General features: G+C 72.2%; 9 protein-coding genes. 6 read left to right on the top strand and 3 right to left on the bottom strand.

What is annotated here, in order from left to right:
* Positions 1 to 36: 36 nt before the first annotated feature.
* Both BLW86_RS11085 and BLW86_RS11080 read right to left on the bottom strand, forming a co-directional pair.
* Positions 37 to 1,008 (bottom strand): LLM class flavin-dependent oxidoreductase, encoded by a 972-nt coding sequence (locus tag BLW86_RS11085; protein WP_093873888.1) that lies wholly within the window; start codon positions 1,006 to 1,008, stop codon positions 37 to 39.
* Between the two features lie 52 nt (positions 1,009 to 1,060).
* Positions 1,061 to 2,515 (bottom strand): cytosine permease, encoded by a 1,455-nt coding sequence (locus BLW86_RS11080; RefSeq protein ID WP_093873887.1) that lies wholly within the window; start codon positions 2,513 to 2,515, stop codon positions 1,061 to 1,063.
* A gap of 87 nt (positions 2,516 to 2,602) precedes the next feature.
* Here BLW86_RS11080 and ftsY point away from each other — a divergent pair, with 87 nt between their 5' ends.
* Positions 2,603 to 3,820, top strand: coding sequence for a signal recognition particle-docking protein FtsY (ftsY, locus tag BLW86_RS11075; RefSeq protein WP_093873886.1), 1,218 nt, complete (start codon positions 2,603 to 2,605; stop codon positions 3,818 to 3,820).
* 141 nt (positions 3,821 to 3,961) lie between these two features.
* Here ftsY and BLW86_RS11070 read toward each other — a convergent pair whose 3' ends face one another.
* On the bottom strand, positions 3,962 to 4,615 hold the full coding sequence (locus BLW86_RS11070; RefSeq protein WP_093873885.1) for a bifunctional DNA primase/polymerase: 654 nt from the start codon (positions 4,613 to 4,615) through the stop codon (positions 3,962 to 3,964).
* 425 nt (positions 4,616 to 5,040) lie between these two features.
* Between BLW86_RS11070 and BLW86_RS11065 the strand changes: the two genes are divergently transcribed.
* The 5 genes from BLW86_RS11065 (at position 5,041) to ffh (ending at position 12,724) form a co-directional block, all read left to right on the top strand.
* On the top strand, positions 5,041 to 6,525 hold the full coding sequence (locus BLW86_RS11065; protein ID WP_093873884.1) for a transcriptional repressor NsdA: 1,485 nt from the start codon (positions 5,041 to 5,043) through the stop codon (positions 6,523 to 6,525).
* Positions 6,526 to 6,881: 356 nt separating this feature from the next.
* Complete coding sequence (locus BLW86_RS11060; RefSeq protein ID WP_093873883.1) at positions 6,882 to 8,228, top strand: ammonium transporter; 1,347 nt, start codon at positions 6,882 to 6,884, stop codon at positions 8,226 to 8,228.
* Positions 8,225 to 8,563 carry a P-II family nitrogen regulator gene (locus BLW86_RS11055; protein ID WP_015036464.1) on the top strand — a complete coding sequence of 113 codons (339 nt, stop codon included), beginning with the start codon at positions 8,225 to 8,227 and terminating at the stop codon, positions 8,561 to 8,563. The genes BLW86_RS11060 and BLW86_RS11055 overlap by 4 nt, the downstream gene beginning before the upstream one ends.
* A gap of 20 nt (positions 8,564 to 8,583) precedes the next feature.
* Positions 8,584 to 11,052 carry a [protein-PII] uridylyltransferase gene (locus BLW86_RS11050; RefSeq protein WP_093873882.1) on the top strand — a complete coding sequence of 823 codons (2,469 nt, stop codon included), beginning with the start codon at positions 8,584 to 8,586 and terminating at the stop codon, positions 11,050 to 11,052.
* 118 nt (positions 11,053 to 11,170) lie between these two features.
* On the top strand, positions 11,171 to 12,724 hold the full coding sequence (gene ffh, locus BLW86_RS11045; protein WP_093873881.1) for a signal recognition particle protein: 1,554 nt from the start codon (positions 11,171 to 11,173) through the stop codon (positions 12,722 to 12,724).
* Positions 12,725 to 12,762: the final 38 nt, after the last annotated feature.

Below are 12,762 nucleotides of genomic sequence, written 5' to 3'. Positions count from 1 at the left end.
CAGGCCCCATGCCTGCGACCGGGGCGGTGCGCCGTCTCACGCCGTGAGCCGCGGCAGCACGTCCTCGCAGAACAGCCGCAGACTCCGCCACCCCTCCTCGACCGGCATCCCGCCGCACAGCGGGTGCAGCACCGGACTCTCCAGGCCGAGCGCCAGGCACTCCTCCGGGGTGACCACCCGGTACACCCCCTCCGCCCGCAGCTCCGCCACCGTCGTCGCCGTCGACCGCACCGCCGAGCGGATGTCCTTCGACTGCCAGGAGGCGTACGTCCGCGCCTCGTGCAGGAAGTGCTCGCCGTGCTCGGCCCAGGTCCGGTCCGGGTCCTCCGACAGGTGCAGCAGCGGGGTCTTCTCGGCCGGCATCATCGTCCAGCCCTCCGTGCCGTACTCCGCGCACCGCTCCCGGTAGTACTCCTCGAGCTCCGGCAGGTGCGCGCTCGGGAAGAACGGCAGCCCGAGCCGGGCCGCCCGTCGCGCCGCGGCCCGCGACGAACCCCCGACGAGCAGCATCGGATGCGGCCGGGTGAAGGGCCGCGGGGTGACCCGTACCGTACGGCCCCGATAGGTGAACGGCTCCCCGGTCCAGGCCGTGAGCAGGGTCTCCAGGAGCAGGTCCTGGAGCTTGCCGCGCCGGCCCCAGTCGACCCCGCGCTCCTCGTACTCCTCCGGCCGGTAGCCGATCCCGGCCACCGTCACCAGCCGGCCCCCGCTCAGCAGGTCCAGGACCGCGATGTCCTCGGCCAGCCGCAGCGGATCGTGCAGCGGGCCGATGATCGCCGAGACGGTGACCGCTATCCGGCGCGTCGCGCCGAAGACCGCGCCCGCGAAGGCGAAGGGGGAGGGCAGCCAGTTGTTCTCGACCCCGTGGTGCTCCTCGGTCTGCACGGTGTCGACGCCGTGCTCGTCGGCGTACGCGGCCATGGCGAGCGCGGCCCGGTAGCGCTCCGAGAGGGAGTCGGGGGTCGCGCGGGGATCGACGAGGTTGAACCGTACGACGCTGAACGGCATGGGAAGTCCCCCTTCGCTGGTGCGCGGAAGGGGGACGTTATCTGACGTGGCGTCAGATGGAAACGGTCTCGCGCACTTCGGCGGGCGCCACCGCCACCTTCGCCGGGGTGCGCGGCAGCACCGCGTACAACACGCCGGCGGCCACGATCGTCGCCGCCCAGCCCAGACCGTTCTCACCGATCCAGGACGAGGCGAGCGGACCGGAGAACCAGTCGACCTTCGTGAACAGCAGGCCCACGGCCAGCGCCACGGCCCACGCCGTCATCGCCTGCCAGGCGAAACCGCCCCGGTACCAGTAGGCGCTGGTCCTCGTGGTGTCCATCAGCGCCGCCGCGTCGTACGACCTCCGGCGCAGCATGTCCACGCCGAAGACCCCGATCCACGCCGAGAACGCCACCGCGAGCAGCGTCAGGAAGGAGATGAACGAACCGATGAAGCTGGACGCCACGACCATCAGGAGGAAACCGAAGACCAGGCTGATCACGGCGTTCACGCTCACCGCCGCCGCGCGCGGCACCTTGATGCCCAGGGTCTGCGCCGTGAACCCGGCCGAGTACATCGACATCGAGTTGATCAGCACCATCCCGATCAGCGCGATCACCAGGTACGGCACGGAGATCCACATCGGCAGCAGCTCGCCGATGAAGGAGACCGGGTCCTGCGCCGAGGCCAGGTCCGGCGTGGACACCGCCATCACCGCGCCCATCAGCACCATCGGGAGCACCACGATCCCGGCGCCGCCGACCGTCGAGCCGACCATGGCCCGCGAGGAGGCCGTCCGGGGCAGGTAGCGCGTGAAGTCGGGGCCCGAGGGCACCCAGCTGATGCCGCCGGCCGCGATCGTGCCGATGCCCGCGACCATCATCGCCGTCGAACCGGCCGGCTTGTCGAAGACCGCCGACCAGTCGGTGTCGGCCACGAGATAGGCCAGGACGAGCACCGAGAAGGCCCCGAAGAGGTACGTCGACCACTTGCTGCACACCCGCAGCGCGTTGATCCCGAGACCCGAGACCAGGAACGTGCTGGTCACGAAGAGCAGCAGCGTCACCACGATGAGAAGCGTGTTCGACTTCACGCCGAAGAGCAGATCGAGGACGGTCAGCACCGCGTACGCCCCGGTGACCGCGTTGATGGTCTCCCAGCCCCAGCGGGCCACCCAGATCAGCGCCCCCGGGAAAAGGTTTCCGCGCTGACCGAACACGGCCCGCGACAGCGCCATGCCGGGCGCCCCGCCACGCTTCCCCGCGATCGATATCAGACCGACGATCCCGTACGAGAGGACCGGCGCCGCGATCGCCACCGTCAGGACCTGCCAGAAGTTCAGGCCGTTGAAGACGATCAGACCGGCGCCCATGGTGAGCAGCAGCACGCTGATGTTGGCCGCGACCCAGGTCGGGAAGAGCTCGCGGACCCGGCCGGTCCGCTCGGCGTCGGGGACGGGCTCGAGACCGCGGGTCTCCATCGCGCCGTCGTGCGTCGCGCCTGCGGCTTCGGAGGCGTGGGGCATAGGGGTACTCCGTTGGACAGATGTGGGGGAACCACCCACTGTACGTGCTCCGCCTCCGGGGCCTTCGTGGCCGATACTGGTCCCGTTATGGAACTCATCCTTGCTGTAGTCATCGCTCTGGTCGTCGCGGTCGCCGTGACGAGCGGGCTCGTGATCAGCGGTCGCAAGAAGAAGCAGCTGCCGCCGGCCGAGCCGCCGTCCACCACGCCGACCATCACCGCTCCGCCCGCCGAACCGCACGTCGGCGAGGAGGCGGAGACACCGCGGGAGGAACCACGCCGCACGGTCGAGGAGGTCGAACTCCCCACCGATACGGCCTCCGGGGCCACGGTCGTCGAGGAGCCGCTCGTCGAGGAGCCCGAGGCTCCCGAGATCGAGGTGCCCGAGCCGACCGCCGGCCGGCTCGTCCGGCTCAGGGCCCGGCTCGCCCGCTCCCAGAACTCGCTCGGCAAGGGGCTGCTCACGCTCCTGTCCCGCGAGCACCTCGACGAGGACACCTGGGAGGAGATCGAGGAGACCCTCCTGACGGCCGACGTCGGCGTCGCGCCCACCCAGGAGCTCGTCGACCGGCTGCGCGAGCGCGTCAAGGTGCTCGGCACCCGCACCCCGGACGAGCTGCGCGGCCTGCTCCGCGAGGAGCTCGTCACCCTCCTCGGCGACTTCGACCGCACGGTGAAGACCGAGAGCCCCGAGGACATCCCGGGCGTGGTCATGGTCGTCGGCGTCAACGGCACCGGCAAGACCACCACCACCGGCAAGCTGGCCCGGGTCCTCGTCGCCGACGGCAAGTCCGTCGTCCTCGGCGCCGCCGACACCTTCCGCGCCGCCGCCGCCGACCAGCTCCAGACCTGGGGCGAGCGCGTCGGCGCCCGCACCGTGCGCGGACCGGAGGGCGGCGACCCGGCGTCGATCGCCTTCGACGCGGTCAAGGAGGGCATCGCCGAGAAGGCCGACGTCGTCCTCATCGACACCGCCGGCCGGCTCCACACCAAGACCGGCCTCATGGACGAGCTCGGCAAGGTCAAGCGCGTCGTCGAGAAGCACGGCCCGCTCGACGAGATCCTCCTCGTCCTCGACGCCACCACCGGCCAGAACGGCCTGATCCAGGCCCGCGTCTTCGCCGAGGTCGTGGACATCACCGGCATCGTGCTCACCAAGCTCGACGGCACCGCCAAGGGCGGCATCGTCGTCGCCGTCCAGCGCGAGCTGGGCGTCCCGGTCAAGCTGGTCGGCCTGGGCGAGGGCCCGGACGACCTGGCGCCCTTCGAGCCGGGCGCCTTCGTCGACGCCCTGATCGGCGACTGACACCTCGTACGGAGACACCTCGTACGGCACGCTTCGTACGGCACGCTTCGTACGGCACGCGGAAGGGCCCTCACCACCAGGTGGTGAGGGCCCTTCCGCGTGCCGGGGGCCAGAGGCGCCAGGGAGCGGACGTGCCGGGGATCAGAAGTGCGTCCGGTGGCAGATGTACGCCAGGGTGCCGAGCAGCAGCCGGGCCTGCGGGGGCGCGCCCGCCGTGTCCAGCGTCGGGGGCCGCAGCCAGCGCACCGGCCCGAGCCCGCCCAGGTCCGACGGGGGAGCGGTGACGTAGGAGCCGGGCCCCAGGCAGTGCAGGTCCAGATCGGCGTCGTCCCAGCCCATCCGGTACAGCAGCTGCGGCAGCTCGGCCGCCGCGCCCGGGGCGACGAAGAACCGCGCCCGGCCGGTGGGGGTCGCGCACACCGGGCCCAGCGGCAGCCCCATGCGCTCCAGGCGCACCAGCGCCCGCCGGCCCGCGGCCTCGGCGACCTCGATCACGTCGAAGGCCCGGCCGACCGGGAGGAGCAGCGTCGCGCCCGGGTACTCGGACCACGCCTTGGTGGCGACGTCGAGGCCGGCGCCCGCCGGGACCGGTTCCGCGAAGGAGAGGGGGTGCGCGCCCGGGGCCGCGCAGGCCGGATCCCCGCAGGAGCACTGGCCGGAGACGGCCCGCGCGCCGGGGACGACGTCCCAGCCCCACAGTCCCGTGTACTCGGCCACCGCTGTGCACTCCGTGGTGCGTACGCGGCGGCGTGCGCCGGACCGCATCTCACGAATGCCGCCGATCGTGAAACCCATGCCCCCTCCAACGGGTAGAGCGCGCCGGTGGTTACGACCCGGAGCACCGTCGTCACCCTTCGTCACGCTCCGTCGCCGGGCGTGGCGCACGGTCGTGAGTGGGGTGGTGCGGACCCTGGCGCACGCCTCTCCGCGCTTCCGTCCGCCGACTCCGGTTCGTCGCATGTCAAGTGAATCGCGTTCCGCGCGTGGCGAGTTCATTCGAAGGGGTGGCGAATGGTGGCGTTTCTTGAATCGCCCTCGTGGAGGGGTGATCGTAGGATTACTTTCGGTACTCGAACCCCGGGGCCGCTTGCACGCGTGGGTATGCCGGAGGCAACCCGGTTTCCAGTTCGAAGGAGGACGAACGTCGGACGGGTGCCGTGAGAGGCGGCATTCTGATAGGGGTTCGGACGACAGGTAATCAGGTGGATGGGGGCGTTCCAGTGAGCGGCAACGGCGCAGACGGTACGACTGCCGGCAAGCGCCCGAACGAGCAGCTGGGCTCGTGGTTCGTGCGCAGCGGCTGGTCGAAGGGCGAACTGGCACGCCAAGTGAACCGCAGGGCGCGCCAGATGGGCGCGCACCACATCTCCACGGACACCTCGCGCGTGCGCCGCTGGCTCGACGGCGAGCAGCCCCGCGAGCCGATCCCGCGGATCCTCTCCGAGCTCTTCTCCGAGCGCTTCGGCTCCGTCGTCGCCATCGAGGACCTCGGGCTGCGCACCGCCCACCAGTCGCCCTCCGTCTCCGGCGTCGACCTGCCCTGGGCCGGCCCGCAGACCGTCGCCCTGCTCAGCGAGTTCTCCCGCAGCGACCTCATGCTCGCCCGCCGGGGCTTCCTCGGCTCCTCCCTCCAGCTCGCCGCGGGGCCCGCCCTCATCGAACCGATGCAACGCTGGCTCGTCCCCACCCCCGTCGGCGACACCGAGCGCCCCGAGCGCCCCGAGCCCCTCGTGGACCCCCGCCGCCCCAACCGGCTCTCCGAGGTCGAGCTCGACCTCCTGGAGTCCACCACCGCCATGTTCCGCAAGTGGGACGCCCAGTGCGGCGGCGGACTGCGCCGCAAGGCCGTCGTCGGCCAGCTCCACGAGGTCACCGACCTCCTCCAGGAGCCCCAGCCCGTCGCCACCGCCAAGCGCCTCTTCACCTGCGCCGCCGAGCTCGCCGAGCTCGCCGGCTGGATGAGCTACGACGTCGGCCTCCAGCCCACCGCCCAGAAGTACTTCGTGCTCGCCCTGCACGCCGCCAAGGAGGCCGGCGACAAGCCCCTCGGCTCGTACATCCTCTCCTCCATGAGCCGCCAGATGATCCACCTCGGCCGGCCCGACGACGCCCTCGAACTCATCCACCTCGCCCAGTACGGCAGTCGGGACTGCGCCACCGCCCGCACCCAGGCCATGCTGTATGCGATGGAGGCCCGCGCCTACGCCAACATGGGGCAGCCCTCCAAGTGCAAGCGGGCCGTCCGGATGGCCGAGGACACCTTCGCCGACGTCGGCCTCGACGGCGAGCCCGAGCCCGACTGGATCGGCTTCTTCTCCGAGGCCGAGCTCAACGGCGAGAACTCCCACTCCTACCGCGACCTCGCCTACGTCGCCGGCCGCTCCCCGACCTACGCCTCGCTCGCCGAGCCCGTCATGGAGCGGGCCGTCGAGCTCTTCGAGAAGGACCCCGACCACCAGCGGTCGTACGCGCTCAACCTGATCGGCATGGCCACCGTCCACCTCCTCAAGCGCGAGCCCGAGCAGTCCGTGGTCCTCGCCGAGAAGGCCCTCGGGGTCGCCCGCAGCATCCGCTCCGAGCGGGTCAACACCAGGCTCCGCAAGACCGTCGACCACGCCGCCCGCAACTACAGCGACGTCTCCGAGGTCGTCCAGCTCACCGACCGGCTCACCCAGCTCCTCCCCGAGGCCGCCGAAGCGGTCTGACCCCCTCTCCTGGGCCCCCAGGCCCCGCCCCGGCCCCGCTTCGGGGCCCGCACAGACCCCGGCCGCGCCGGCCGTCCCGTAAAGCCCGACTCGGCTCCCCCGCCGCAAGGTCACACGGACGCCCGGCGCGGCCGGTTTCTTTTCCCCGGGGGAGCGCGGGGACGCCCCCTCGCACCGACACGGCCGTTCACGGCCGCGTAACACACCCCACTCCTTCGTCACCGCCGCGAAACATCGAGCGGCATCGGCGGAAACCGCGCTGCGCGAATCTCTGGCGCATAACCGGCCACCCCTCAGGGCCGGACGCTCCCCGGCCCCGCCCCGCACAGGCCGCATTCGACGACGAGGAGACGCCGATGGCATCAGCCATCACGACCCTGGCAGCAGACGCCCCCGAGCTGTCTGCCGCCAACACCGGGTTCATGCTCATCTGCTCCGCCCTGGTCATGCTGATGACCCCGGCACTCGCCTTCTTCTACGGAGGCATGGTCCGCGTCAAGTCCACCCTCAACATGCTGATGATGAGCTTCATCAGCCTCGGGATCGTCACGATCCTCTGGGTGCTCTTCGGCTTCAGCGTCGCCTTCGGCGCCGACTCGGGCTCGCTGATCGGCTGGTCCTCCGAGTACGTCGGCCTCAGCGGCATCGGCATCACCGAGCTCTGGGACGGCTACACCATCCCGGTCTACGTCTTCGCCGTCTTCCAGCTGATGTTCGCGGTCATCACGCCCGCCCTCATCAGCGGTGCCCTCGCCGACCGCGTCAAGTTCACCGCCTGGGCCCTCTTCATCACCCTCTGGGTCACGATCGTCTACTTCCCCGTCGCCCACTGGGTCTGGGGCGCGGGCGGCTGGCTCTTCGAGATGGGCGTCATCGACTTCGCCGGCGGCACCGCCGTCCACATCAACGCCGGCGCCGCCGCCCTCGGCGTCATCCTCGTCATCGGCAAGCGCGTGGGCTTCAAGAAGGACCCGATGCGCCCGCACAGCCTCCCGCTGGTCATGCTCGGCGCCGGTCTCCTCTGGTTCGGCTGGTTCGGCTTCAACGCCGGCTCCTGGCTCGGCAACGACGACGGCGTCGGCGCCGTGATGTTCGTCAACACCCAGGTCGCCACCGCCGCCGCCATGCTCGCCTGGCTCGCGTACGAGAAGGTCCGCCACGGCTCCTTCACCACCCTCGGCGCCGCCTCCGGCGCGGTCGCCGGCCTCGTCGCCATCACCCCCTCCGGCGGCTCCTGCTCCCCGCTCGGCGCCATCGCGATCGGCGCGATCGCCGGCCTCCTGTGCGCCATGGCCGTCGGCCTCAAGTACAAGTTCGGCTACGACGACTCCCTCGACGTCGTCGGCGTCCACCTCGTCGGCGGCATCGTCGGCTCCCTCCTCGTCGGCTTCTTCGCCACCGGCGGCGTCCAGTCCGACGCCAAGGGCCTCTTCTACGGCGGCGGCCTCGACCAGCTCGGCAAGCAGGCCGTCGGAGTCTTCGCGGTCCTCGCCTACTCTCTGATCGCCTCCGCGGTCCTCGCCCTCATCATCGACAGGACGATGGGGATGCGGGTCAGCGAGGACGACGAGGTCTCCGGCATCGACCAGGTCGAGCACGCCGAGACCGCGTACGACTTCAGCGGAGCCGGCGGCGGCATCACCGGACGCAGCACCGCCCTGGCGACGCCCGTCCTGAGCGAGAACAAGAAGGTGGACGCATGAAGCTCATCACCGCGGTCGTGAAGCCGCACCGGCTCGACGAGATCAAGGAGGCCCTCCAGGCGTTCGGCGTGCACGGCCTCACCGTCACCGAGGCCAGCGGCTACGGCCGCCAGCGCGGCCACACCGAGGTCTACCGGGGCGCCGAGTACACCGTCGACCTGGTTCCCAAGATCCGCATCGAGGTACTCGTCGAGGACGAGGACGCCGAACAGCTCATCGACGTCGTCGTGAAGGCCGCCCGGACCGGCAAGATCGGAGACGGCAAGGTGTGGAGCGTGCCGGTCGAGACCGCCGTACGGGTCCGCACCGGCGAGCGCGGTCCGGACGCACTGTAAGCACGGATGGGAGCCGCCGGGTGACGAACCTCGACACGAGCGACACGACCGAAGAATCGGGACCCGGCGGATACGCGGCGGCCCGGCTGCTCCTCCTCCAGGAGAAGGAGCGGCCCGGGCCGCCGCGCCGTGCCGCCCTGGCCCGGCTCACCGACGACTGGCTGGCCGGCCTCTTCGCCGCCGCCGCGCCGCCCCGCGGAACCGCCCTCGTCGCCGTCGGCGGCTACGGGCGCGCCGAACTCTCCCCGCGCAGCGACCTCGACCTCCTCCTGCTCCACGACGGCACCGCCGACAAGGCCGCCGTCGCCGCCCTCGCCGACCGGATCTGGTACCCCGTCTGGGACCTCGGGCTCGCCCTCGACCACTCCGTCCGCACCCCCGCCGAAGCCCGCGCCACCGCGGGCGAGGACCTCAAGGCCCACCTCGGCCTCCTCGACGCCCGGACCGTCGCGGGCGACGCCGGACTCGTCGCCGCCCTGCGCACCACCGTCCTCGCCGACTGGCGCAACCAGGCCCCCCGGCGCCTCCCCGAACTCGACGCCCTCTGCCGGGAGCGCGCCGAACGCGCGGGGGAGCTGCAGTACCTCCTCGAACCCGACCTCAAGGAGGCCAGGGGCGGACTCCGCGACGCCCAGGTCCTGCGCGCCGTCGCCGCCTCCTGGCTCGCCGACGCCCCCCGCGAAGGCCTCGACGTCGCCCGCCGCCGCCTCCTCGACGCCCGCGACGCCCTCCACCTCGCCACCGGCCGCGCCACCGACCGGCTCGCCCTCCAGGAACAGGACGCCGTCGCCACCGGACTCGGCCTCCTCGACGCCGACACCCTGCTCCGCGAGGTGTACGAGGCCGCCCGGACCATCTCGTACGCCACCGACGTCACCTGGCGCGAGGTCAACCGCGTCCTCAAGGCCCGCTCGGCCCGTCCCCGGCTCCGCACCCTCCTGGGCCGGGGAGGCGGCGGCGCGAAGCCGCCCGTCGAGCGCACCCCGCTCGCCGAGGGCGTCGTAGAGATGGACGGCGAGGCCGTCCTCGCCCGCGGCGCCCGGCCGGAACGCGACCCCGTCCTGCCCCTGCGGGCCGCCGCCGCGGCCGCCCAGTCCGCCCTCCCGATCTCCCCGCACGCCGTACGCCGCCTCGCGGCCGCCGCCAAACCCCTCCCGGTGCCCTGGCCCGCCGAGGCCCGCGAGGAACTCGTCACCCTCCTGGGCGCGGGCGAGGCCACCGTCCCCGTCTGGGAGGCCCTGGAGGCCGAGGGGATCGTCACCCGGCTCCTGCCCGACTGGGAGCGCGTCCGCTGCCGCCCCCAGCGCAACCCCGTCCACACCTGGACCGTCGACCGGCACCTCGTCGAGACCGCCGTACGCGCCTCCTCGCTGACCCGCCGCGTCGGCCGCCCCGACCTCCTCCTCGTCGCCGCCCTCCTCCACGACATCGGCAAGGGCTGGCCCGGCGACCACTCCGTCGCCGGCGAGACCATCGCCCGCGACCTCGCCGCCCGCATCGGCTTCGACCGCACCGACACCGCCGTCATCGCCACCGCCGTCCGGCACCACCTGCTCCTCGTCGAGACCGCCACCCGGCGCGACCTCGACGACCCCGCCACCGTCCAGTCCGTCGCCACCGCCGTCGGCACCCTCGGCACCCTGGAGCTCCTGCACGCCCTCACCGAGGCCGACGCCCTCGCCACCGGCCCCGCCGCCTGGTCCTCCTGGCGCGCCTCGCTCGTGGCCGACCTGGTCAAACGGGTCGCCGGCGTCCTGGCGGGCGCACCCCTGCCCGACCCCGAGGCCGCCGCCCCCAGCGCCGAACAGGAACGGCTCGCGATCGAGGCCCTGCGCACCGGCGAACCGGTCCTGGCCCTGCGCACCGAGCCCGTCGTCGCGGAGTCGGAGGGAACCGAACCCGAGGGACCCGAGCCCGTCGGCGTCGAACTCCTCATCGCCCTGCCCGACCAGCCCGGCGTCCTCCCCGCCGTCGCCGGCGTCCTCGCCCTCCACCGCCTCACCGTCCGCGCCGCCGACCTCCGTGCCGTCGACCTCCCCAGCGGCCTCGGCTCCGGCTCCGGCTCCGTCCTCGTCCTCGACTGGCGCGTCGCCGCCGAGTACGGCTCCCTGCCCGAGGCCGCCCGCCTCCGCGCCGACCTCGTCCGCGCCCTGGAGGGCTCCCTCGACATCCCCGCCCGCCTCGCCGAACGCGAGGCCGCCTACCCCCGCCGCCGGGGCCTGGCCGCCCCGCCGCCCCGCGTCACCGTCGCCGCCGCCGACTCCCGCCTCGCCACCGTGATCGAGGTCCGTGCCCAGGACGCCCCGGGCCTCCTCCACCGCATCGGCCGGGCCCTGGAGGGCGCGACGGTACGGGTGCGCAGCGCCCACGTCTCCACCCTGGGCGCCAACGCCGTCGACACCCTGTACGTGACCCGCCCGGACGGCTCCCTGCTGCCGGACGAGGAGGCGATCGACCTGGCCCGCGCGCTGGAGGAGGCGCTGCGGTGAGGGCGTGACCCGCACCGCCCCCGGCGCCGGATTCGGCGGGCGGGGGCACACACTTCGAGCGGCCCGATACCCTGGAGGGCAATCCGACCGCCCCCGACACCGAGGATCCGCGACCGCCGTGTTCGATACCCTCTCCGACCGCCTTGCAGCGACCTTCAAGAACCTCCGCGGCAAGGGCCGTCTGTCCGAGGCGGACATCGACGCCACCGCGCGCGAGATCCGTATCGCGCTGCTCGAAGCGGATGTCGCCCTTCCGGTCGTCCGCGCCTTCATCAAGCAGGTCAAGGAGCGCTCGCTGGGCGCGGAGGTCTCCCAGGCCCTCAACCCCGCCCAGCAGGTCATCAAGATCGTCAACGAGGAGCTCATCGGCATCCTCGGTGGCGAGACCCGCCGACTGCGGTTCGCCAAGACCGCGCCGACCGTGATCATGCTCGCCGGTCTCCAGGGCGCCGGTAAGACCACCCTCGCCGGAAAGCTCGGTCTCTGGCTGAAGAGCCAGGGCCACTCCCCGCTGCTCGTGGCCTGTGACCTCCAGCGCCCGAACGCCGTCAACCAGCTCTCCGTCGTCGCCGACCGCGCCGGCGTCGCCTTCTACGGCCCGCAGCCCGGCAACGGCGTCGGCGACCCGGTCCAGGTGGCGAAGGACTCGATCGAGTACGCGCGGACCAAGCTGTACGACGTCGTCATCGTCGACACCGCCGGCCGCCTCGGCATCGACCAGGAGCTGATGCAGCAGGCCGCGGACATCCGCGACGCCGTCAGCCCGGACGAGATCCTCTTCGTCGTCGACGCCATGATCGGTCAGGACGCGGTCAACACCGCCGAGGCCTTCCGCGACGGCGTCGGCTTCGACGGCGTGGTGCTCTCCAAGCTCGACGGCGACGCCCGCGGTGGTGCCGCGCTCTCCATCGCGCACGTCACCGGCAAGCAGATCATGTTCGCCTCCAACGGCGAGAAGCTGGACGACTTCGACGCGTTCCACCCGGACCGCATGGCGTCCCGCATCCTCGGCATGGGCGACATGCTCTCCCTCATCGAGAAGGCGCAGCAGACCTTCGACGAGGAAGAGGCCGCCAAGATGGCCTCGAAGCTCGCCTCGAAGAAGGGCGAGGGCTTCACGCTGGACGACTTCCTCGCCCAGATGGAGCAGGTCCGCAAGATGGGCTCCATCTCCAAGCTGCTCGGGATGCTGCCCGGCATGGGCCAGATGCGGGAGCAGATCGCCAACATCGACGAGCGTGAGGTCGACCGCATCGGCGCCATCATCAAGTCGATGACCCCGGCCGAGCGCCAGGACCCGACCATCATCAACGGCTCCCGGCGTGCCCGTATCGCCAAGGGTTCCGGTGTCGAGGTCAGCGCGGTCAAGGGCCTGGTCGAGCGGTTCTTCGAGGCCCGCAAGATGATGTCCCGCATGGCGCAGGGCGGCGGCATGCCGGGGATGCCGGGCATCCCCGGCATGGGCGGCGGCCCCGGCCGGCAGAAGAAGCAGGTCAAGCAGGCCAAGGGCAAGCGCAAGAGCGGCAACCCGATGAAGCGGAAGGCCGAGGAGCAGGCCGCGGCCGAGCGCCGCGAGCAGGCGCAGGCGGGCGGCGCGTTCGGCCTCCCGGCGGCGGGGCAGACCCCCAAGGACTTCGAGCTCCCGGAGGAGTTCAAGAAGTTCATGGGCTGATCGGTCCGGTGTGAGGGGCCCGGGGCGGTGCGAAACCG

Source organism: Streptomyces sp. TLI_105 (assembly GCF_900105415.1).
In the GTDB taxonomy this organism is placed as follows: domain Bacteria; phylum Actinomycetota; class Actinomycetes; order Streptomycetales; family Streptomycetaceae; genus Streptomyces.
This window is presented reverse-complemented; position numbering and strand designations above follow the sequence as displayed.